This is a genomic window from Streptomyces sp. CB01580 (assembly GCF_001905795.1).
GTDB lineage: Bacteria > Actinomycetota > Actinomycetes > Streptomycetales > Streptomycetaceae > Streptomyces.
In genome coordinates, this window is the sequence record NZ_LIXJ01000014.1 from 85,704 (window position 1) to 107,194 (window position 21,491).

The 21,491-nt window shown below is 71.6% G+C and carries 19 protein-coding genes; 4 read left to right on the top strand and 15 right to left on the bottom strand.

The window, feature by feature from the left end; all coding sequences use genetic code 11:
* The first annotated feature begins 9 nt into the window (after positions 1-9).
* Positions 10-669, top strand: a complete 660-nt coding sequence (locus AMK22_RS20825; protein ID WP_079186306.1) for a DNA polymerase ligase N-terminal domain-containing protein — start codon at positions 10-12, stop codon at positions 667-669.
* Positions 666-1,406 (top strand): endonuclease, encoded by a 741-nt coding sequence (locus tag AMK22_RS20830; protein WP_073787107.1) that lies wholly within the window; start codon positions 666-668, stop codon positions 1,404-1,406. Before AMK22_RS20825 ends, AMK22_RS20830 begins: the two co-directional genes overlap by 4 nt.
* Before the next feature lie 177 nt (positions 1,407-1,583).
* Here the strand turns inward: AMK22_RS20830 and AMK22_RS20835 are convergent, their stop codons facing one another.
* From AMK22_RS20835 to AMK22_RS20885, 11 genes are all read right to left on the bottom strand, one after another.
* Complete coding sequence (locus AMK22_RS20835; protein ID WP_073787109.1) at positions 1,584-3,164, bottom strand: APC family permease; 1,581 nt, start codon at positions 3,162-3,164, stop codon at positions 1,584-1,586.
* A gap of 248 nt (positions 3,165-3,412) precedes the next feature.
* Positions 3,413-4,891 (bottom strand): aldehyde dehydrogenase family protein, encoded by a 1,479-nt coding sequence (locus tag AMK22_RS20840; RefSeq protein ID WP_073787111.1) that lies wholly within the window; start codon positions 4,889-4,891, stop codon positions 3,413-3,415.
* Positions 4,888-6,627, bottom strand: coding sequence for an N-acyl-D-amino-acid deacylase family protein (locus AMK22_RS20845; protein WP_073787112.1), 1,740 nt, complete (start codon positions 6,625-6,627; stop codon positions 4,888-4,890). The genes AMK22_RS20840 and AMK22_RS20845 overlap by 4 nt, the downstream gene beginning before the upstream one ends.
* Positions 6,628-6,915: 288 nt before the next feature.
* Positions 6,916-8,043 carry an LLM class flavin-dependent oxidoreductase gene (locus AMK22_RS20850; RefSeq protein ID WP_073787114.1) on the bottom strand — a complete coding sequence of 376 codons (1,128 nt, stop codon included), beginning with the start codon at positions 8,041-8,043 and terminating at the stop codon, positions 6,916-6,918.
* Between the two features lie 130 nt (positions 8,044-8,173).
* Entirely contained in the window at positions 8,174-8,971 is a 798-nt protein-coding gene (locus AMK22_RS20855) for an SDR family NAD(P)-dependent oxidoreductase (protein WP_073787116.1), read from the bottom strand.
* A gap of 24 nt (positions 8,972-8,995) precedes the next feature.
* Positions 8,996-9,904, bottom strand: a complete 909-nt coding sequence (locus tag AMK22_RS20860; RefSeq protein WP_073787272.1) for a TIGR03619 family F420-dependent LLM class oxidoreductase — start codon at positions 9,902-9,904, stop codon at positions 8,996-8,998.
* Positions 9,905-10,145: 241 nt separating this feature from the next.
* Positions 10,146-10,652 (bottom strand): hypothetical protein, encoded by a 507-nt coding sequence (locus AMK22_RS20865; RefSeq protein WP_073787118.1) that lies wholly within the window; start codon positions 10,650-10,652, stop codon positions 10,146-10,148.
* Between the two features lie 395 nt (positions 10,653-11,047).
* Complete coding sequence (locus tag AMK22_RS20870) at positions 11,048-11,518, bottom strand: hypothetical protein (RefSeq protein ID WP_073787120.1); 471 nt, start codon at positions 11,516-11,518, stop codon at positions 11,048-11,050.
* A 169-nt stretch (positions 11,519-11,687) separates the two neighbouring features.
* Positions 11,688-12,581, bottom strand: coding sequence for an isocitrate lyase/PEP mutase family protein (locus AMK22_RS20875; RefSeq protein ID WP_073787122.1), 894 nt, complete (start codon positions 12,579-12,581; stop codon positions 11,688-11,690).
* A 619-nt stretch (positions 12,582-13,200) separates the two neighbouring features.
* A complete protein-coding gene (locus AMK22_RS20880; RefSeq protein WP_073787123.1) occupies positions 13,201-14,166 on the bottom strand; it encodes a phosphotransferase family protein in 966 nt (321 codons plus the stop codon).
* A 159-nt stretch (positions 14,167-14,325) separates the two neighbouring features.
* Positions 14,326-15,153 carry a M23 family metallopeptidase gene (locus AMK22_RS20885; RefSeq protein WP_073787125.1) on the bottom strand — a complete coding sequence of 276 codons (828 nt, stop codon included), beginning with the start codon at positions 15,151-15,153 and terminating at the stop codon, positions 14,326-14,328.
* A gap of 239 nt (positions 15,154-15,392) precedes the next feature.
* On the opposite strand from AMK22_RS20885, the gene AMK22_RS20890 reads away from it, so the two are divergent.
* Complete coding sequence (locus AMK22_RS20890; RefSeq protein ID WP_073787127.1) at positions 15,393-16,370, top strand: MaoC family dehydratase; 978 nt, start codon at positions 15,393-15,395, stop codon at positions 16,368-16,370.
* On the opposite strand, the gene AMK22_RS20895 is transcribed toward AMK22_RS20890, so the two are convergent.
* Positions 16,300-16,953 (bottom strand): TetR/AcrR family transcriptional regulator, encoded by a 654-nt coding sequence (locus tag AMK22_RS20895; protein WP_073787274.1) that lies wholly within the window; start codon positions 16,951-16,953, stop codon positions 16,300-16,302. The two genes, AMK22_RS20890 and AMK22_RS20895, sit on opposite strands and share 71 nt — an antisense overlap.
* A 285-nt stretch (positions 16,954-17,238) precedes the next feature.
* Between AMK22_RS20895 and AMK22_RS20900 the strand changes: the two genes are divergently transcribed.
* Complete coding sequence (locus AMK22_RS20900) at positions 17,239-18,444, top strand: alpha/beta hydrolase family protein (RefSeq protein WP_073787129.1); 1,206 nt, start codon at positions 17,239-17,241, stop codon at positions 18,442-18,444.
* 83 nt (positions 18,445-18,527) lie between these two features.
* Here AMK22_RS20900 and AMK22_RS20905 read toward each other — a convergent pair whose 3' ends face one another.
* From AMK22_RS20905 to AMK22_RS20915, 3 genes are all read right to left on the bottom strand, one after another.
* Positions 18,528-19,904 (bottom strand): dicarboxylate/amino acid:cation symporter, encoded by a 1,377-nt coding sequence (locus AMK22_RS20905; RefSeq protein WP_073787130.1) that lies wholly within the window; start codon positions 19,902-19,904, stop codon positions 18,528-18,530.
* 559 nt (positions 19,905-20,463) lie between these two features.
* Positions 20,464-20,760 (bottom strand): DUF4229 domain-containing protein, encoded by a 297-nt coding sequence (locus AMK22_RS20910; RefSeq protein ID WP_073787132.1) that lies wholly within the window; start codon positions 20,758-20,760, stop codon positions 20,464-20,466.
* Between the two features lie 145 nt (positions 20,761-20,905).
* Positions 20,906-21,430: a GNAT family N-acetyltransferase gene (locus AMK22_RS20915; protein WP_073787134.1), complete on the bottom strand. Its 525-nt coding sequence runs from the start codon at positions 21,428-21,430 to the stop codon at positions 20,906-20,908.
* Positions 21,431-21,491: the final 61 nt, after the last annotated feature.

Below are 21,491 nucleotides of genomic sequence, written 5' to 3' on the forward strand. Positions count from 1 at the left end.
GGTGTCGGGATGAACACGACCGGCGCGGGAGACGAGCGGCTCCGACCCTCCGGCGGACGCTCCGGGGACGCACGGCACGCCGGAACGGCGCGGCGAGGAGCATGGCGCTCCGGGGCGTCGGCGGCGTCGGCGCCCTGTTTCGTCGTGCAGATCCACCAGGCGCGGCGCATGCACTTCGACTTCCGGCTGGAGGTCGGCGGCGTGCTGAAGTCGTGGGCGGTGCCGCGCGGCCCCTCGGAGAATCCGCGCGAGCGGCGGCTGGCCGTCGCCACGCAGGACCATCCGCTGGAGTACCGCACCTTCGAGGGCGTCATCACGAAGGGCCGGTACGGCGGCGGCACGGTGATCGTCTGGGACCAGGGCATCTACCACCCGCTCAGCCACGACCGATGGGGCACCCCCGTGCCGTTCGAGCAGGCGCTGGAGGAAGGGCACGCCACCTTCTGGCTGGACGGCACCAAGCTGCACGGCGAGTTCGCCCTGACCCGTTTCAAGGGCGGCAGCGGGCACGACGTTCCGGGCGAGGAGGTGTGGCTGCTGATCAAGGCCAGGGACGGGCAGGCCACGCACGACGGACCGGACACCCCCGACCCGTACCTGGCCCGCTCCGCCCGTACCGGCCGCACCCTGGCGCAGGTCGCCGCCGAGGAAGGAGGCGGGGCCCCATGACCGCGCGCGACGCCCCGACCGCCCGCGAGACCGTGGAAGCCCTGCTCGACCGCCACGGGACCACGTACGCGGCCGAGGCCGGCATCCGGCTGCGGAACACCCCGCAGCCGCTGTACCAGCTCCTGGTGCTCAGCGATCTGCTCAGCGCCCGCATCCGGGCGTCGGCGGCGGTGGCGGCGGCCCGCGCGCTGTTCGCCCACGGCCTGCGCTCCCCGGACCGGATGCGGGACGCGACCTGGCAGGAACGGGTCGACGCGCTGGGCGAGGGCGGCTACCGGCGCTACGACGAGCGGACCGCCACCCAGCTCGGCGAGGGCGCGGAGCGCCTGCTCGACGACTACGGGGGTGATCTGCGGCGGCTGCGCGCGGAGGCCGACGGGGATCTGGACGTACTGCGGGCCGGGCTGCGCCGGACCCCGGGCATCGGACCGTCCGGGGCGGACATCTTCCTGCGCGAGGTGCAGGCCGTATGGCCGGAGACGGCGCCCTTCGTGGACGGGAAGGCCCTCCAGGGCGCGGAGAGGCTCGGGCTTCCCACCTCACCGGCGGAGCTCGCACGGCTGGCCGAGGAGGCGGAGCACGGCGGACGGGCCGGGCGGGGCCGCCGGGGCGGGCAGGCGTCGCGGGACGCCACCGGGACCGGGCCCGAGGACGGGACGGCGGTGCTCGCGGCGGCCCTGGTGCGGGCCGCCCTGGACAAGCACGTCGTGGAGGACGTCATCGAGCACGCCGCGTGAGGCGGGCCCCAGGAACGGCCGGCTCCGCGAACGCCGGCCCGGAAGGGTCGGCCGGGTACGTCGGCCCCGGCAGCGCCGGACCGGGTGACGCCGCCCCGGAAAGGCCGGCCGGGGACATCGGCCCGAGCAGCGCCGGGCCGGACGACGATGGCCCGGGAACGCCCCCGCCCCGGGGCCTCAGTCCGCCACGACCAGCGCCGGGGTCTCCTTGGTCAGCACCTCGCCGCGGAAGAAGGCCGGGCTGCGGCGCTGCATCACGAGCATCAGCACCAGGCCGAGCAGCAGCAGTCCGACGCCGATCACGAACACCGAGCCGACCCCGAGGACGGACGAGCCGGAGCCGTACGCCGGGTTCCACATGTCGCACAGGGTCTTGACGAAGACCGCGCTGAGCAGGATGCCGCCGACGACCGGGAACAGGCCCTTGAAGGCCAGGTCACGGAAGGAGCGGGTCAGGTCGGCGCGGAAGTACCAGGCACAGGCGAAGGCCGTCAGCGCGTAGTAGAAGCAGATCATGAGGCCGAGCGCGTAGATCGTGTCGACCAGGACGTGCTCGCTGACCAGGGTCATGACCGTGTAGAAGATGCCGGTCGCCACGCCCGCCGTGACGGTGGCCCTGCCCGGGGTCCGGAAGCGGGGGTGGACGCGGGCGTACGAGGCGGGCAGGGCCTCGTACGTGGACATCGCCAGGACCGTACGGGCCACCGGGATGAAGGTGGTCTGGAGGCTCGCGGCGGCGGAGGCCAGGACGGCGACGAACAGCAGGATCCCGAGGCCGGGGCCCATCACCGGACCGGCGAGCGCGGCGAAGACGTTGTCGGAGGTGTCCGGGTTGGCCAGGCCCAGGCCGGAACGGCCGGAACCGACGGCCATCTGGGCGGCGACACCCGTCGCCAGGTAGGAGCCGACGAGCACGACCATCGCGATGAGGGCGGCGCGGCCGGGGGTCTTCTCGCTGCCGACGGTCTCCTCGTTGGCGGTCAGACAGGCGTCCCAGCCCCAGAACATGAAGATCGACAGCGACAGTCCCGCCGTGAACGCCGCGAAGGACTGCACCGCGAACGGGTTCAGCCAGGACCACGAGAAGTCCAGCGAGGTGGCGAACTCGCCGCTGCCCGCCTTCTGCACCGCCATCGTCACGAACACCGCGAGAACGACGAGCTGGAGGCCGACCAGGGTGTACTGGACGCCCTTGGTGGCGGTCATGCCCCGGTAGCTGATCGCCGTGGCGACCGCGATCAGGGTCAGACAGGTGAGGATGTGGACGGGCTTGCTGTCGTCCAGGGCGGCGATCGAGGAGTTGCCCGTGACCTCGCCCGCGAGGAGCCAGAAGTACGAGGTCGCGACGCCCGCCAGGTTGGACAGGACGATGATCGTCGCGATGACCAGGCCCCAGCCGCACATCCAGCCGACGCGCGGGCCGAAAGCCTTCACCGTCCAGGTGAAGGAGGTTCCGCAGTCGGGCACGGCCTTGTTCAGCTCGCGGTACGCGAAGGCGACGAGCAGCATCGGCAGGAAACCGGCCAGGAAGACGGCGGGCATCTGCACCCCGACCTCGCCCGCGGTGGAACCGAGGGTGGAGGTGAGGCAGTAGACGGGTGCGACGGTGGAGACGCCGATGACGGCGCTTCCCATCAGGCCGACGGAGTTCCCGCCCAGGCCCTTGCCGCGTACTCCGTCGCCGCGCGCACCGCCGTCGGCCGGGGCGGCTCCCCTTACCGTGTCTCCGGCCCGCGGCCGCACGTCCAGCTGTGTCATGGAAAGGACGTTAAGCCCTGCGATTTCCACATCCGGATGATGAGACTCCGTCACCTCGCCCTTGAATTTCTCGTTACAGGCGGGCGAAGTTGACCTCAATCAAAGGCGCACGCCCCGTAACGCCATCCAATGTGAAGGTCGACTCGACTTGCAGCGTCGTACGGGAATCGCAGTACTGTCCGTTTTGTGTGCATTCAAAAATTTCCCATGGGTGTCCGCTGAGCGGACACCCATGGTGGTACGGGGCCTCAGCCGGGCCAGACGATCGCCTGGAGCTCGCTGTACGCGTGCAGTGCGTACGAGCCGACGTCGCGGCCCACCCCGCTCTTCTTGAACCCTCCGAACGGGGCCTCCATGTTCCGTCCGACGGTGTTCACCCCGACCCCTCCGGCGCGCAGCCGGCGGGCGATCCGGAAGGCCCGGGCCACGTCCGAGGACCAGACGTAGTCGATCAGTCCGTAGTCGCTGTCGTTGGCCAGCGCGATGCCCTCCTCCTCGTCGTCGAAGGGGACGACCACGACGACCGGACCGAAGATCTCCTCGCGGACGACGCGCATGTCGTTGGTGCAGTCGGCGAGGAGGGTGGGGGCGACGTGGAAGCCCCGCTCGAATCCGCGGCCGGAGGGACGCTCGCCCCCGGTGACGATGCGCGCGCCCTCCTTGCGGCCGAGTTCGACGTACGACTCGATGCGGTCGCGGTGGGCTGCGGAGATGACCGGGCCGACGACCGTGCCCCGGTCCGTGGGATCGCCCACCGTCAGCCGGTCCGCGTACGCGGCGAGCCTGCCGAGCAGAGCGTCGTGGACACCGCGCTGGACGAGCACCCGGGTCGGCGCGGTGCAGATCTGGCCGCTGTAGAAGGAGAAGGTGGTGCCGATGCCCGCGGCGGCGGAATCGAGGTCGGCGTCGTCCAGCACGACGGCGGCCCCCTTCCCGCCCAGCTCCATCAGCTGCCGCTTCATGGCGCGCCCGCAGACCTCGCCGATGCGCCGGCCGACGGCGGTGGAACCGGTGAAGCTGACCATGTCGACGTCCGGCGCGTCGACGGCTGCCTCGCCCGCCTCGGGGCCGGAACCGGTGACGACGTTGACGACGCCCGCCGGGACACCCGCCGCCTCCAGCGCCTCGGTCATCCGGTAGACGGAGAGCGGGTCCTGCGGGGCGGGCTTCACGACGACCGTGTTGCCCATGGCCAGCGCGGGGGCGATCTTCCCGGCCGGGTTGGCCCAGGGGTTGTTGTACGAGGTGATACAGGTGACGACGCCCACGGGCTGACGCACGGCGAGCGCTCCTAAGACGCCCGCCCGGCCCATCGGCCCGGCCTCGTTGACCTGCGGCATGACCGGCTCCTCGATCGGTTCCAGGGCACCCCTGGCGTACCGGCGGAAGCGGGCGGCGCCGACGGCGACCTGCATGCCCCGGGCGGTTCCCGTCGTGGCTCCGCTCTCCGCCTGGGCGAGCGCGGCATGGGCCCGGAGGTCGCGCAGCATCAGGTCGGCGGCGCGGTCCAGGATCGCGGCCCGCTCCTCGGGGCGGGTGCGCGACCAGCCGTCCAGCGCCTCGCGCGCGGCGGTGGCCGCCGCGTGCACCTGCTCGCGGCTCGCCTCGGGAGCGAGGCCGACGACCTCCTCGGTGGCCGGGTTCACGATCTCGTAGTGTCCGTGGTCCGGTTCGGTCCACCGGCCGCCGATGAAGAGGCGCCGCTCCGTCCGGTTTCCGTCGCTCATGCGGTGCTCACCGTCCGGGTGTCGCGGCCGGAGCGGAGCACCGTGCCGGGGACCGCGCCGGTCACCTTGTCGTCGCGCAGGGTCTCGACCCCGTTGACACGGACCGACACGATGCCGATGGCCCTGGAGTCGAGGCGGGGGCTGTCGCCGGGCAGGTCGTGGACGAGGGTGGCGGGTCCGGCGTCGACGCGTTCGGGGTCGAAGAGGACGAGGTCGGCGTGGAAGCCCTCCTCGATCCGCCCCCGCTCGCGCAGCCCGAACAGCCGGGCCGGGTCGTCCGTGAGCATCCTGACCGCCTGTTCCAGGGGCACGAGCCCGCGTCGGCGCAGGCAGTCCCCGAGGAACCGGGTGGTGTACGGGGCGCCGCACATGCGGTCCAGGTGGGCGCCCGCGTCGGAGCCGCCGAGCAGGACGTCCTCGTGCTCCCAGGTCTGCCGGCGCAGCTCCCAGGAGGCGGGGTCGTTGTCCGTGGGCATCGGCCACAGCACGGTGCGCAGGTCGTCCTCGGCGCAGATCTCGACCAGGCAGTGGAAGGGGTCCTGACCGCGTTCGGCGGCGATGTCGCCGACGACCCGGCCGGTCAGCCCTTCGTTGGCGGCGCTGTAGGTGTCCCCGATGACGTACCGGCCGAAGTCGGCGAGGCGGCGGAAGACCCCGGCCTCCTTGCTGTCCGCGCGACGCAGCATCTCGGCGCGGGTGACGGGGTCGCGGAGCCGTTCGACGCGTTCGGGGACGGGCAGGGCGAGGATCTCGCCCCAGCCGGGTATGAGGTTGAGGGCGCAGAACGTGCCGAGCGACATGTTCATGGGCGTGAGGATCGGCATGGTGAGCGCGACGATCCGGCCCCCGGCCCGGCGGGCGCGTTCGCTGGGGACGAGCTGGCGGGGCACGCGTTCGGGGACGGCGGCGTCGATGGTGAGGACGTTCCAGTTCAGCGGGCGCCCGGCGGCGGCCGTCAGGTCGACGAGGAGGTCGATCTCCTCGTCGGAGAACTGGTCGAGGCAGCCCGCCACGATCGCTTCGAGCTGGGTGCCCTCGTGCTCGCCGACGGCGCGGGCGAGGGAGAGGAGTTCCTCGGGGAGGGCGTGCCGGGAGGCGACCGGCTTCCCGTCGCCGTCGGAGTGGGTGGAGGACTGGGTGCTGGACAGTCCCCAGGCCCCGGCGTCCATGGCGTCGTGGAACAGCGCGAGCATGGCGTCGAGCTGTTCGGGCGTGGGCTGTCCGCCGATCGCGTCGGCACCCATGACGTGCCTGCGCAGGGCGCAGTGGCCGACCATGAACCCGGCGTTGACGGCGATCCGTCCTTCGAGCGCGTCGAGGTACTCGCGGAAGCTGGACCAGGACCAGTCGACGCCCTCCTCCAGCGCCGCCAGGGCCATGCCCTCCACCCGCGCCATCATGCGGCGGGTGTAGTCGGCGTCCTCCGGGCGTCCGGGGTGGAGCGGGGCGAGGGTGAACCCGCAGTTGCCGCCGACGACGGTGGTGACGCCGTGGTTCATGGACGGGGTGGCGTACGGGTCCCAGAACAGCTGGGCGTCGTAGTGGGTGTGCGGGTCGACGAAACCGGGGGCGAGGACGAGTCCGGTGGCGTCCTCGCTGGTGACGGCCTCCTCGGTGAGGGTGTCCGGTTCGGCGACGACGGCGATGCGGCCGTCGCGGATGCCGACGTCGGCGCGGTACGAGGGGCCGCCGGTGCCGTCCACGACGGTCGCTCCGCGGATGAGGTGGTCGAGCATGACGGGTTCCCTTCTGTGGTGGACCTGCAGCGGTGGATGTGCAGCCGGGGTGCGCACGGCCGCGGCGCACACCCCGGCTCCACGGAGCGGCGGTCCGGGAAGACGCCGCGGATTTCGGCGGGGGCCCCTCTCAGCCCCTCCGAGGACCCCTTCTCAGCCCCTCCGGCGATTGAGGGGCGGGGGTTCCGGGGCAGAACCCCCGGTTGCGGGAAGGGGCGGGCAGGGGAACAGCCCCGCCGCAGGCGACACGCACCCGCCCCGCCCCGCACGCCACACGCGCCCCGCGCGCTACGCGCGCCCCGCGGCCCGGAACCGTGAGGTCCGGTGCACCGGGTCCGTGTCGATCTTCGGGATCACGTGCTCACCGATCAGCCGGATCGAGTTCAGCGTGTCCTCGCGACCGATCCCGATCGGCAGCCCGAAGCTCAGCTGGTCCGCGCCCGCCTGCTCCCAGCGCCTGCACTGGCCCAGCACCTCGTCCGGGTCGCCGCAGATCATCAGCTCCTCGGCGATCAACAGCTCGATGATCTCCTCGGTGTACTCCGGCAGCAGCTCGGGCCACTCCGGAATGCCCTCGGGCCGGGGGAAGGTGTCGTGGTAGCGGAACAACAGCGACTGGAGGTAGTTGAGCCCACCGCCCACCGCGATCTCGACGGCCTTGGCGTGCGTCTCGGCGCAGATGGCCGTGGAGGTGACCATAACGTTGTCGTTGACGAAGTCCCCGACGGGCTCGGCCTCCTTGACGGCCGTCTTGTAGGACTCGACGACCCACTCCATGTCGGAGACCTTCTGCACGCTGAAGCCCAGCACGCCGAGCCCCTTCTTGCCCGCCATGGCGTACGAGGACGGCGACCCGGCCGCGTACCACATCGCCGGGTGCGATTTCCCGTACGGCTTGGGCAGGATCTTGCGCGGCGGCAGCGACCAGTGCTTGCCCTGGAAGCCGACGTACTCGTCCTGGAGCCACATCTTGGGGAACTCCGCGATGGTCTCCTCCCAGAGTTCCTTGGTGTGGTTCATGTCGGTGACACCCGGCATGAAGCCCAGGATCTCGTGGCTGCCCGCCCCTCGTCCGGAGCCGAACTCGAAGCGCCCCTCGGACAGATGGTCGAGCATGGCGACCTTCTCCGCCACCTTGACCGGATGGTTGACGGGGGCGAGCGGGTTGAAAATGCCGGAGCCGAGGTGTATGCGGTCGGTGGCGTGCGCGAGGTAGCCCAGGTACACGTCGTTGGCCGAGAGGTGCGAGTACTCCTCCAGGAAATGGTGCTCGGAGGCCCAGGCGTACTTGAAGCCGGACTTGTCCGCCTGGATGACGTACTCGGTCTCCTCGATCAGCGCCTTGTGCTCTGCCTCGGGGTCGGTCCTGGCCCGCGCGGCGGGCACGTACCCCTGTACAAAGAGCCCGAATTCCAAGGGGGTTCACCGTCCTCAGTCGCCCTGACTTTTCTGACGTACCGTCAGATCGTGATGCGTCCGACTGTTCCACCGCCTCCCGCGCCCGTCAATACCTGATGCTCCGTCAGATACCTTCGCCGGGGTCCGCTCAGAAGGGGCTGACGCCCGCCAGCCACCCGCCGTCGATGACGAACGGCTGCCCGGTGATGTACGAGGAGTCGTCCGAGGTCAGGAAGAGTGCCAGCGCCGCCACCTCCTGCGGCCTGCCGATCCGCCCCATCGGTACCAGCTTCCGGTACAGCTCGGCCACCGCCGCCGCGGTCTCCTCCGGGTCGGCGTCCGGGTCCAGGGCCGCCGGATTGGTCATGGCGGTGTCCACGGCGCCGGGACAGACGGCGTTGACCCGTATGTTCTTGGCGGCCAGTTCCATCGCCGCCACCCGGGTCAGCCCGAGGACCGCGTGCTTGGTGGCGGCGTAGGCGCCCACGAACGCCATGCCGGTGAGTCCCGTGTACGACGCGGTGTTGACGACGGTCCCCCCGCCCGCGGCCTCGATCTCGGGCACGACGTGCTTGATCCCGAGGAACGCCCCGATCTGGTTGACCCGGACGACCTGCTGGAACTCCTCCAGCGGCGTGCTCACCAGTTCGTTGAACCTGAGGATGCCCGCGTTGTTGACCAGCCCGTCGATCCCCCCGTACGCGTCCTTCGCGGCGGCGACGGCGGCCCGCCACTCGTCCTCCACACCCACGTCCAGGTGGACGAACCGCGCGGCGTCCTTCCCGTGCTTCTCGCGCAGCTCCCCGGCCAGCGCCTCGCCCTGCTCGTCGAGCACGTCGCCGATCACCACCCGCGCGCCCTCCGCGACGAACAGCCGAGCCTCCTGTTCGCCCTGCCCGCGCGCCGCGCCGCTGATCAGTACGGTCCGCCCGTCCAGCTTGCCCATGTCCGATTCCTCCTGCCTGTCGCGCTACCGGTCGAGGTGGGGTGCGACCTCGGCGGCGAACGCCGCCATCTGGTCGGTCAGTTCGTCGCGGCTCCGGCTGCGGAACCGCACCTGGATCTGGTGGACGCCCATGGCCGCGTACGCGCGCAGCGACTCGGCGAGGGCCTGCGGCTTGCCGGTGAGGGTGCGCCGCCCGACGGGCCACCCCGGATCGCCGACGTACAGCGGCTCGGTGATCGCACCGACGACGATCGGCTCCTCGATCCCCGCGGCCTCGCGCAACTCCTTCAGCCGGGCTATCTGCGCGGGCAGCCGGTCCCGGGGATCCCCCTGCGGCAGCCAGCCGTCGCCCCGCACCGCGGCCCGGCGCACGGCGGCGGGCGAGGAACCGCCCACCCAGACGGGCACCCGCCCCTGCGCCGGGCGCGGCAGCTGGCCCAGCCCGGAGAAGGCGTAGCGCTCCCCCGCGAACTCCGGGTACTCCTCGGGCCCGAGCGCCGCCCTGAGCGCGTCGACGGTCTCGTCGAGCAGCCCGCCCCGCCCCTCGAAGTCCGCGCCCAGCGCCCGGAACTCCTCCGGCACGTGCCCCGCCCCGACCCCGAGGACCAGCCGGCCGCCGCAGAGGTGGTCGAGGGTGGCGTACTGCTTGGCGGTGACCAGCGGATGCCGCAGACCGACGACGGCCACATGGCTCATCAGCAGCACCCGCTCGGTGATCCCGGCGAGAAAGGCGAGGGTGGCGACCGGGTCGTACCAGACGGTCCCCATGGCATCGGCGAGCCGTCGCGGGATCGCCACATGGTCACAGCTCGCCACATAGGCGAAGCCGGCGCGGTCGGCGGTGCGGGCGATCTCGGCGAGGTCGGCGGGGGTCGCCGCCGCCTCCCACCCCTCCGCGAAGATCGCGCTCTGCGACTGGATCGGGAGCTGCATTCCGTACGACAGCGGCCCGGTGGTCGTGATCGGCACCGAACGGCCTCCTTCCGTGGACCGCAGGAATCTGACACACCGTCACATTCTTGTGCGGGGGCCATCGTCGTGCCTGATGCCTCATCGCACAAGGGCCGCGCGGCCGACAGGGCCGGTGGGCGGCCGTGACCCGGCCCGGCACCGCTGCGCACACCCCCGGCCCCGTCGGCACGGGCGGCGGGGCCGGATCGCGGTCACGGCCGGATCAGCCGGAGGCCCTCTTGAACAGGAACGCGCCCTCGATCTCGACCCGGGTCGGGGGCTTGCTCCCGTCGTAGTAGTTCACGTCCTCCGTCACCGCCGTCCAGCGCAGCCAGAACCGGTCCCCGTCGCGGGAGACGACAGTGATCCGGTTGTCGCGCAACGGCTGGTGCTCGCAGTAGTAGAGCAGCGACATGCACGAGTCCTCGTCGTCGCTCCGCACCCCCGGCAGCACCAACTCCCGCCCCACCAGGGCGTCCACGTCGACGTCGGGCAGTTCGATGCCGACCTCCGCCGACGGCGCCATCCCCAGGTCGGCCGTGTCCTCGCACCGCCGGGCGCCGTCGGAATCCGCCAGGATCTCGAACCAGAGCGTGACGGGGCCCTCGCTCCCCTCAGCCACGGAGACCCAGATGTCGGCGGACGCGATGCGGTACACCTCGGCCCCGTTGAACCGGTGCAGAACGAACCGGCCTCCACAACGGCCCGCCTCCGCCGCACGCCCACTCATCCCGCGTCCTCCTCGTCCGCCGCCTCACAGCTCACCGTACCGGCGGGGTCGACGGCGTACCCGCGGGGCGGCGAGGTGGGAGAGAAGAGGCCACGGGGCACGCCGGGCGAGGGGCTGGGCTCCATCGATGCCCGGACCGCACGCTGGCCAGTGCTGTGACCGGGAAGGTTCACCGGCTCGCGACGCCCGGCAAACCTTCCCGGTCACAGCACTGGTGGCGGCCCTGCGCTTCTGAGCCGCACCCGTCAGGACTCGGACGGGTGCGGCGGGCATCCGACGACGTCGCCCCGGCATCGGCATCGCGCCCCGGCATCATGCCTTCGGCGTCACAATCCCTGCGTCACGACACCGGCGTCACGGCCTCCACGTCATGGCCTCACGTCACGACACCGACGTCACGGCCCTGACGCCGCGGCCCCGCCGGCGCGGGCATCGCGTTCGGTGTCCGCGTCGCCCTCGTCGTCGTCCCCTCCGGTCGCCGCGCTCTCCGGCGCCGTGTTCCTGGGTGCCGCGTCCTGCCCCGGAGCCTCGTCCTCCTCGTCCTCGCCCGCCTGTTCGTCCGGTGCGGCCTGGACTCCCACCCCCTGCGAGGCGGACACGTTCTGGTCGATCGCGCCCCCGCCGCCGTCGTGGTCGCTGCCCGCCGTGCCCTTGCTCAGGGGGGCCAGAACATTGGCCGTGCGGTCGACTTCGAGCCAGGAATCGGCATTGGAGTTGTCGATGGTGATCAAGGAGGGTCCGTGGTGCGTCTCCATGCCGCCGTCCGGGGCGTCGGCCCAGGCGTGCCCGGCGGCCAACTGGCCCTGACAGAGCACGCCGAGGGCGGTCACCAGGACCGCGCGTGCCTTGGATGAGTCGACTGCCATGATCCGGTTCCTCTTTCTTCGGGGTCTTCGGGGTCCTCGGGGTTCGGACACGCCGGGGCCGCGGGGCGCACGTGGTGCGCCGCGGGCCCCCGGCGCACGGTCCGGGCGACGGTGGTCCGGGCCGTCCGGGCCCGGTCCACCGCTCGTGTCATCCGCTGCTTACCGCGCGTCAGGCGACCGCGGGCTCGTGGACGGGGACGGCGAGGGAGTCGGGAGCCGGGGCGGCGTGGTGCCTGCTGATGTTCCGCTCCAGCAGCTCCGTCGACCGCCGCACCCCGATCCCCTCGACGGGGTCGAACTCGGGGAGCCGCCCGTCGGCCCGCTTGAGGTCCGTCAGCGCGGCGTCGATCGCGGAGTGCGCGGCGAACAGGCAGGGGGTGCTGTAGATGGCCACCTGGCAGTCCAGCTCGGTCAGTTCGGTGAGCGAGAGCCGGGGCGACTTGCCGCCCGCGATCTGGTTGAACAGCAGCGGCTTGTCACCGATCACCCTGCGGATGCGCTTGATCCACTCGATGCTGCGGACCCCGTCGACCAGGACGACGTCGGCGTCCGTCCTGGCCAGCGCCTCCGCCCTGCGCAGGATCTCGTCCTCTTCCGTGGCGTCCGTACGGGCCACGACCACCAGGTCCTGACGGCTCTTCAGCACGAGATCGAGCTTCTCCAGGTACTCCTCCAGCGGCAGCACCTGCTTGCCGTCCGCGTGACCGCACCGGCGGGGGCGCTTCTGGTCCTCCAGGATGACGCCGGAGGCTCCGATCCTCTCCAGCCGCTGCACCACGTGGCAGGCGACCTCCGGGTCCACGTAGCCGTCGTCGATGTCGACCAGCAGATGGTGGGAGGGAAAGGCCAGCCGCAGCCGTTCCACGAAGGCCACCATGTCCGGCCAGGCGATGAAACCGATGTCGGGAAGCCCGTAGTGGGAGGCGGCGAAGCCGAACCCGGACACGAAGAAACCTTCGTAGTGCCGGGCCACGACGGACGCCGAGTACATGTCGTAGATGCCGATGAGCGGAGTCGTCCCCGGGGACCGGACTTCCTGCCTCAGCACACTTCCGTAACGCACAACTTCTCCTTGGTGATGCTTCGTTGGTTCATGGGTCGGGGAGCCGCCGCGCGGCCGCGAAGCGGGTCGGAGATCTGGTGATCCGGTCCGGCGACGCCCGGATTCCGGGCGTCGCCGGACCGGAGTGACGGGACTTCGGCGGCGTGACATGGCGGACCGGGAGCCGCCGGGACACGGAAAGTCGGACCGGGGCTCACGGATGTGGATGGTTCGGCGACCGGCCGGTGCGGCAGATACGGGGACGCCGCGCCCCTGCGTCGGGCAGGCAACGGCGGCACCCGGTCCGCACGGGACTCGGTCCGTCCTTTCGAGAAAGACGCGTATACCTATACCGACATGACCGGCCCTTTACCGACGTACACGCCGTCTTTTACCTTGCGTACGACACTCGCGGGTACTCGCCGGGCTGCCGTTGACCAGCCCGGTGACAAGGGACTTCCCCTCTCCCGGCGGTCAGCCGGGAGGCAATCACACGGTCAATCGACTGCCTTGTGGAATAGCTGAGTTGAGGGGTGCGTCACGTACCCTCCGTACCACTCCCACGTGTTGTCCGGGCCCACGTCCAGGGGGTGCCCGACCCGGCGCGACGGCCGCTGGGCCGGCGCGCGGGCCGTACGGATCAGCCGAAGCGGTCGAACAGGCAGTCGACGTAGTCTTCCAGGCGTGCCGCGAGCATGTCGGGGGTCAGGTCGGTCCGTCCGAGTTCCCGCCACGGGACCGCGAGCTTCTCCGCGTCCGGCGCGTAGGCGAGCGCGTCCAGCAGCCGCCAGTAGAGGTGGTCCGCGTCGTCGTCCGCCAACCGCCCGCCCGCGCACGTGTATTGACCCGCGAAGCCCATACCGGTCGGTACACCGTGCAGCAGGGCGAGGGCCGTCGAACAGTGGGCCACGTCCAGGTCGGCGGGGCCCCACGAGGTCTCGACCCAGTCGACGACCCCGCTGACCCGGACGCCCGCCCCGGATCCGGTGAAGAGCACGTTGCCCGGGTGGAAGTCGCGGTGCAGGAACCGGGGCTCGTACGACGGCGGCTCACGGCGGATGACGTCGACCGCCCGCCGCCAGAGTCCCGCGCGCCCGGTCGCGGCGGGCACCTGTACCCGGTCCGGCGCGGTCCACGCCTGGTACGTACGCGGCCGGGTCGCGTCCGTCACCCGTACGGCGTGGATGTCGGCCAACTGCCGTGCCAGCAGCCCGATGCGTTCCGGCGCCCCGGCATCGTCGACCCGTACCCTCCCGGGCAGCAGGGTCATCAGCAGAGAGGGATGGTCGCAGTGCTCGGCCCGGGCGTCGACGGCCACCAAACGCGCGGCCGGGACACCGGTGCCGTCCGCCAGCAGCCGCAGGATGTCCGCCTCGCGGGTGAGCAGCCCCGGGGCGTGCCGTACATAGAAGGGCTTGACGAAGGACCGCAGCACGAGCGCCCGCGCACCCTGCGGCCCGGAGACGTCCAGCCGGCGCATCCGCGAGGTCCAGCCGCCGCGCAACTGCTCGACGGCTTCGATGCGTTCGCCCGGTGCGAGACTCTTCTCGACCCACGCGCGCGTCGCCGCCCAGCCGGTACCGCGGTCGTCCGCCTCTTCGCCCATGTTCCGAGCCTACGCCGGGGGGTTCGGGGACGAACTGGGTTCGGGACGACCGGGCCTCGGGACCTCCGGACGTCGGGGCGTCCCGGCTGCCCGGGACGCCCCTGGGCCCTTGTCCGCCCGGGACGTCTCACGTGGGCCGGGCGGATGCGCGTACGGCCCTCAGCAGTCCGGAATCACCGCGCCGTTGTTGTCGCGGGCCTCGTCATTGCCCCAGCGCGACAGGTAGTACGCCGAGACGTACGCGCCGCGCCCGTTCTTGCCCGCGTACACCGTGTCCAGGTCGGTCTTCAGCCACCAGTGGTTGTAGCTGGAACCCGAACCGACCTGGGCTCCCCACGCCTTGCAGTAGACGTAGTTCGTACCCGCGTTGAGGACGCCCTGCGCGTCGGCCGTGTTGGGGGCCGCGTAGCCCGTGGCGTTGGCGAAGGTGTCCACCCAGTACTTGCCGGTGCCCCCGCCCCCGCAGCCGTTGTCGCTGGTCAGGTACTTGCTGTTGTACGAGCCGGGATACGGGGCCAGGGAACGGCCGTTGATCGCGATGGTCTGCCCGACACCGTTGTAGAGCTGCTCGTAGTGGATGTGGGCGCCGCTGCTGTTGCCGGTGGAACCGGTGACGCCGATCTGCTGCCCCTGCGACACGGAGGCGCCGTCGGCGACGGAGTACGAGGCGAGGTGGAAGTAGTAGGTCTTCCAGCCGCCGCCGTGGTCGATGGCGATGTAGTTGCCCGCCCCGCCGGGCTGGGAGTAGCGGTAGGCGGTCCCGCCGGACGAGGCGAGGACGGGGGTGCCGGCCGTGGCGCCGCCGTCGGTGCGTATGAAGTCGAGGGCCTGCCTGACCTCCGCCGAGTGGTGGCCGTAGGTCCAGGTCTGGCCGCAGGGGAACGGTGCCTTGAAGTTGGGGGCCGCCGCCGCGGGTGTCGCGGTGAACAGGCCCGCGATCAGGGCCATCAGGCCCAGCAGGGCGATACGTGTCGAGCGCGTACGCATGCGTGGACTTCCTCCGAGTCGGGATCCGGACGTGGGGGGTGGCGTCGATCCGGTGGGACGAGGCAAGCGTGCCGGAAGTCCTGGTTCCGCAGTAGACCCACCGGGCCCAGCCCAGGGCCCAAAGTGGGCCCTGGGGCCCGCAGCGGTGGCCCACGGAATTCGGCCTCGCGGTATCGACCAGTTCCTGACTCTTGAGTAATCTTACTTTGGAGTAAATCCACAGCGGGGCAAGGAGTGGCATGACTCTTCTGCGGGCGGCTCTCACCTCCCCGTTCAAGAGGGGCGGCGGCAGACCCGGCGCGGCACTGCCCGCCGAGCGGGCCATCCGCCCGCCCGCGCCCGTCGCACCCGGCCCGCTCGCCGCGTACCGCCGGATCTGCGGGTTCCCCGACACGGACGAACTGCCCCTCACCTACCCGCACGTGCTCGGATTCCCCCTGGCCCTGCGGCTGATGACCGCCCGACGGTTCCCGCTGCCGGTCGTGGGGCTCGTGCACACCTGGATCGAGATCACCTGCCACCGGGCACCGCACCCGGCCGATCCGCTCGAACTCACGGTGTACGCCGAGGGTCTGTCCCCGCACCGGCGCGGCACGGAGGTCACGGTGGTCACCGAGGCGCGCCGCGCGGGCGAGCTGATCTGGGAGTCCCGCAGCGGTTACCTCTCCCGCCACTCCACGAACACCCGCCGCGCTGCGAGCACCAGCCACGACACGAGCACGCGTCACACGAGGCACGCGCCGAACGCGTCCGACGTGGCGGACGCGCCGGACACAGCAGGCACACGGACCACATCCAGCGGGCCCACCGCGGCCGTCCCCGACGTCACTGGTACCGCCGATGCCCCCGGCCCTTCCGTCGTCGCCGAGTGGCGGCTCCCCGCCGATCTCGGACGCCGCTACGGCGCCGTGTCGGGCGACCGGAACCCCATCCACCTGTACCCGCTGACGGCCCGGCTCCTCGGCTTTCCCCGGCCCATCGCCCACGGCATGTGGACCGTGGCCCGCTGCCTGGCCGAGGCGCCGACGTCCGGCACGATCCGACGGGTGCGGGCCGACTTCAGGGCCCCCGTGCCACTGCCCGCCACGGTCACCTACGCGGCCGACGTCACAGGCTTCCGGCTGCGCGGCGCGGACCGTGTCCACCTCACCGGGACGACCGACGGCCCGCCCGGCCCGCCTTCTGCTCCGGCGCCTGCCACGGACGGCCTCCCATGAGGTTCTCCAGCCCGGCCCAGGCGAAGTTCATCAGGGTGGCCGCGGCCTCCTTCGCCGAGACGTCCGGGGTCTCGTTCGCCCAGTCGGCGAGCGACTCCGCGGCCCCTACGAGCGCCCGTGCCAGCCCCGCCACGTCCCGGTCGGGGAGCTCCGGATCGCGATGCGTCTCGCGGGCCGCCGCCGCGATCAGCCCCGTCACGAACGCGACGATCTCGTCCCGCATCGCCGTCACCTCCGCGGCGAACGGCTCCCCGTGCGTCCGCGCCTGGCGGTGGAGCACCGCCCAGCCGTCCGGATGCCCCGCCGTGTGCGTGAAGAACGCGCACAGCCCCGCCCACAGCTGCCGGTCGGCCGGCAGTCCCGGCTCCACCCCCGCCCGCACCGCGTCGACGAGCGCCTTCGCCTCGCGTCGTATGCAGGCGGTGAACAGCTCCTCCTTGGAGTTGAGGTACAGGTAGACCAACGGCTTGGAGACCCCGGCCAGTTCGGCGATCTCGTCCATCGAGGCGGCGCGGTATCCGCGTTGCCCGAAGGTCCGTACGGCGGCGTCCAGCATCTGCCGCTCCCGCACGGCGCGCGGCATCCGCCTGCCCTTCACCGCACCCACGTCGACTCCCTCCCGCCCGCTGCGCCACTCCCCCGGCAAGGGTACGGCGCGGGGCGGGCCCCGCCGTACGCGACGGCGCCCTTCGGCCGCGTGGCCGAAATGGCCGTCATCCCCAGGTCGGAGCGTCGACCTCAGGGTGGGACGCTCTTTCCGGGCCGGGCCGTCATCCCCTGGTTGAGACGGGATCAGGCCCTGGTGCCACACGGAATCAGGCCCTGGGGCGATCCGCCCGCGGCACCCGCCCGCCTAGCGTGTGGACGCATGTTGACGACCTCATTCCGGCGGCGGACCCTTGCCGTGGCCCTCGCCGTGACCGCGCTGCTCGCCGCGCCCGCCACCGCCGTCGCGACCCCCGCCGCACCGGACGCCCCGTCCGCCACCGCGGCCACCCGTGCGCCCCAACTGCCCCGCCCCACGGGCCCGTACGCCGTCGGGACCGAGGTGCTGCACCTCACCGACCGCTCCCGCACCGACCCGTGGGTGCCGGAGGCCGGCCCCAGGGAACTGATGGTGACGATGCACCATCCCGCCCGACCCGGTGGCAGCGGCCCCGCGCCGTACATGACCACCGAGGAGGCCCGGCTGATGCTGGTGGCACGCGGGCTGGAGGACGTCATCCCGGCCTCCACCGTCGCCCGCCTCGGCACCCATGCCCGCACCGACGCACCGGCCGCGCGGGGCCGGTTCCCGCTGGTGCTGCTCTCCCCCGGCTTCGGCACCCCGCGGGCCACCTTGACCTCGCTCGCCACGGACCTGGCCGGCCGGGGCTACGTCGTGGCGACCATCGACCACGCCTACGAATCGACCGGCGTCTCCCTCCCCGACGGCCGGACGCTCACCTGCGTGGCCTGCGACCGGCTCGAATCCGCGCCGAACGAAGAGGCCCAGCGGAAACTTCTGACCGCCGTCTCCACCGGACGGGCCGCCGACTTCTCCTTCGTGCTCGACCGGCTGACCGGCAACCGTCCCGCCTGGCGCCACGCCCGCATGATCGACGCCTCGCGGGTCGCCGTCGCCGGCCACTCCATCGGCGGGAGCGCGGCGGCCTCCGCCCTGCTCTCCGACGGGCGCTTCGACGCCGGGGTCAACATGGACGGCGGGTTCCAGGAGCGGATCCCCGCCGAGGGCATCGGTCGGAAGCCGTTCATGATGCTCGGCACCGACGACATCCACCGCCCCGGGGGCGGCGACACGTCCTGGGACGAGGGCTGGCCGCGACTGGACGGCTGGAAGCGCTGGCTGAGCGTCAAGGGCTCCGGGCACTTCACCTTCACGGACCTCCCGGCCCTCGCCGAACAGTTCGGCCTGCCCGCGGATCCCGACGCCCCGCTCTCCGGGGACCGCTCGGTCCGGATCACCCGTGACTACGTCGCGGCCTTCCTCGACCTGCACCTGAAGGGCCGGCACCAGCCGCTGCTGAGCGGCCCCACGCCCGCCAACCCGGAGGTCGTCTTCCAGCGGCCCTGACCGCCGCACCCGCCCCGGAACGCACCGTGGGCCCCTCCCCCGGAGACCGGAGGAGGGGCCCACGCGCGGCGGGCTGCCGTCGGCTACGCGGTGACCGGCACGCGCTGCGGCTCGGCGTCGCGCGCCTCGGAGTCGTCGGACCTGTCGGAACCGTCGGAGCCGTCGACCGGGGAGGACGAGGCCGTGGCGTACGCCTCGTGGTCGAGGATCTTCTCGCGCGCCGAGACGATCACCGGGACCAGCGCCTGACCGGCCACGTTCGTGGCCGTCCGCATCATGTCCAGGATCGGGTCGATCGCCATGAGCAGACCGACGCCCTCCAGCGGGAGGCCCAGCGTCGACAGCGTCAGGGTCAGCATGACCGTCGCGCCGGTGAGACCGGCGGTGGCCGCCGAACCGATCACCGAGACGAACGCGATCAGGACGTAGTCACCGACGTTCAGCTGCACGTCGAAGATCTGCGCGATGAAGATCGCCGCGAGCGCGGGGTAGATCGCGGCGCAGCCGTCCATCTTGGTGGTCGCGCCGAACGGGACCGAGAAGGACGCGTACTCCTTCGGGACGCCGAGGCGCTCGGTGACCTTCTGGGTGACCGGCATCGTGCCGACCGAGGAGCGGGAGACGAAGGCCAGCTGGATCGCCGGCCAGGCACCCCTGAAGAACTGGATCGGGCTGAGCTTGGCGACCGTGGCCAGCAGCAGCGGGTACACCCCGAACAGCACCAGGGCGCAGCCGATGTAGACATCGGCGGTGAACGTCGCGTACTTGCCGATCAGGTCCCAGCCGTAGTCGGCGATCGCGTAGCCGATGAGGCCGACGGTGCCGATCGGGGCGAGCCGGATGACCCACCACAGCGCCTTCTGGAGGAGTTCCAGGACGGACTCGCTGAGCGTGAGGATCGGCTGGGCCTTCTCACCGAGCTTGAGCGCGGCGATACCGGCGACGGCGGCCATGAACACGATCTGGAGCACGTTCAGTTCGGTGAACGGGGTGATCACGTCGTTCGGGATGATGCCGGTGAGGAAGTCGAGCCAGGATCCGGCGTGCTGCGGCAGCTTGCCGTCCTTCGGCGTGAGGCCGGTCCCGGCACCCGGGTTGGTCACCAGGCCGATCGCGAGACCGATGGCGACCGCGATCAGCGAGGTGATCATGAACCAGAGCAGGGTGCGGGTGGCCAGCCGGGCAGCGTTGTTGACCTTGCGCAGGTTGGTGATCGACACCAGGATCGCGAAGAAGACGAGCGGTGCGACAGCCAGCTTCAGCAGCTGGACGAAGATGTGGCCGACCTTGTCGAGCGTGGTGTGGAGCCAGCCGATGTCGTAGCTGCGGGCGATCCACCCGAGGACGACACCGAGGACGAGACCGGCGACTATCTGGGCCCAGAACGGGACCTTCGGTATGCGGAAGCCGGAGCCTGACGGGCTGTCGGTGGCGGCGGTGGACGCGGGGGTCGCGGACACGGACACACTCCAGATGTGACGCATCGGGGCGCACGAGGACGCCGTGCGGGAGGACGTTGTACGGGGACGGGGGGGTGCGGCGCCCGCGTCGGGGCGGCGCCGCTGCATGGTGCCGGTTCGAACGCTGCTCAGAGGCTGCGGCAACGAACCGCGTTCATGCGCGGCCGACAGACCGCGGACATGCAGCGGCAGAGATCGACATGCAGGCGCGCCACGAGCGGGACGCTCGCGGCTTCGTGAGGGCGCGCCGCTGTCTTCATGCCCATCACGTTAACACTTGAACTTTGAGGACCTCAAAGGTCTTCTTTGGGTGCGGGCGCCGGACCGGGGTCCGCCCGCGCACACGAACAACCGCCCCGCGCGCGCGAACACCCGGCGCACGCAGGCGGGAACGACGAAGCCCCGGTGCCGGAGCAGTTGCTCCGGCACCGGGGTTCCGTAAAAGGTGTGAGGAACCTTACGCGGCCCGCGCGGACGGACTCACGCCGCTCCAAGCGCCTCGTCACGGCCCTCGCGGGCCGACGTGGCCCACGCGGCACTCGTCACGGTCCCGCGGTCCTCACGGGGCGACGTGGTCCTCGCGGGTGCGGTTCTCCTCGAGGCGCTGCTTGGCCCGCTCGATCCTGGGCGCGATCTGGGCGGACATCTCGTCACGCTGCTTGCGCAGCAGCACGTAGCTGAGCGGCGCGGACAGGACCAGCGAGAGGAGGATCACCCAGAAGAAGTTGGAGTCGCGCGCCCCGGAGGGAGCCAGGCCGAAGTGGACGGCGATGGCTGCGACGACGAAGCAGCCGACGAAGATGCTGAGGCGCATCGCGGTGTACCGAATGGTCGCGCTCGGCCTGGCAGCGGACACAGTTGGCCCCTTTCTCGACGTACGACGGTCCTGCAATCCTGCCCGACCAGTGAAGCATGCCCCGGAATCGAGCACTTCGGAGGGCCGTGCCAAAAGGGCGCGGGCCCCGTTCCGAGGCCGCGCGGGGCGGCGCGGCCCGCGTCCTTCAGCCCAGCGGCAGCAGCATGACGATCTCGTCGCGGTCGTCCCCGTCGGCGACCCGGATCGCGTCCGGCACCCTTCCGACCTCCTTGTATCCACAGGAGGCGTAGAACCGGTCGACGCCGGTGCCGCCGCGGCAGGTGAGCCGTATCGCCTCGATACCCGCCGTCCCGCGGGCGGCCTCGGCTGCGGCGTCCATCAGGTCGCGCCCGTACCCCTTGCCCTGGTGACGCGGGTGGACCATCACCGTGTAGAGCCAGAGCCAGTGCTCCATCAGGCGGTGGGTGTTGAGCGACAGGAAGGCCGTGGCGGCCACGGCACCGTCCTCGTCGCGGCCGACCAGCAGCCGGGTGCGCCCCTCGGCCGCGGCGGCGAGGTGCTTGGCCAGCTCCGGCCGGATGTCGTCGGCGGAGACGGGAGGCACGAAGCCCACCGCACCGCCCGCGTTGGAGACGTCGGTCCACAGCTCGGTGATGCCGTCCCGGAGGGTGCCGTCGACCTGGGGATCCAACGCGAAGGTAAGTGCCATAAGTAAAGATTAATCATTACTTCGCGCCCGCCTCAAACCGCGTCGTCGCACGACGGCGCCG